General features: G+C 46.6%; 2 tRNA genes. Both read right to left on the bottom strand.

What is annotated here, in order from left to right:
• Nucleotides 1–126: 126 nt before the first annotated feature.
• Nucleotides 127–202, bottom strand: a tRNA-Ala gene (locus A6R74_RS13945).
• Between the two features lie 97 nt (nt 203–299).
• Nucleotides 300–376, bottom strand: a tRNA-Ile gene (locus tag A6R74_RS13940).
• Between the last annotated feature and the right edge of the window lie 233 nt (nt 377–609).

Genomic DNA, 609 nt, shown 5'->3' with positions numbered 1-609 from the left:
TGATATACATTGTTAAAGAGCAGCTGTTCAATGAACAGTGATAAAGCGATGCTAAGAGCACAGCGACTTATCAATGGTCACGAAACATTTACAAACGGTATTTAAGGTAAGAAAGATAGTACGTAATGGTGGAGCCAAGCGGGATCGAACCGCTGACCTCCTGCGTGCAAGGCAGGCGCTCTCCCAGCTGAGCTATGGCCCCATTACAAAGTTCACGCAAATTTCTGTAAGACAAGGCAAAATGCAACGACGTATAGCCTGCTATACGAGGAGTATTTTAACGCAGTATCACAGGAATTTGGTGGGTCTGGGCAGACTTGAACTGCCGACCTCACCCTTATCAGGGGTGCGCTCTAACCAACTGAGCTACAGACCCATTACTAAGTACTCTTGCTACCGAATCAGCTTGCCGTCCTCACCCTGCTTTCCATTTAAGGTCAGGGGTGCGCTCTAACCAACTGAGCTACAGACCCGGCTATTCAGCCATTACAGATCTTAAAAACCTGTAACAACTAAATTAACTACCGTTTGCTCTATTGCTTGATCAGGTAATTCATTGTGGACGCTTACTAACCGTGACGCATCGTTTAAGGAGGTGATCCAGCCGCA

The organism is Halomonas sp. ALS9, assembly GCF_001651035.1.
Taxonomy (GTDB): Bacteria; Pseudomonadota; Gammaproteobacteria; order Pseudomonadales; family Halomonadaceae; genus Vreelandella.
Note: the sequence above shows the minus strand (reverse complement) of the source record. Positions and strands in the feature narration are given on the sequence as shown.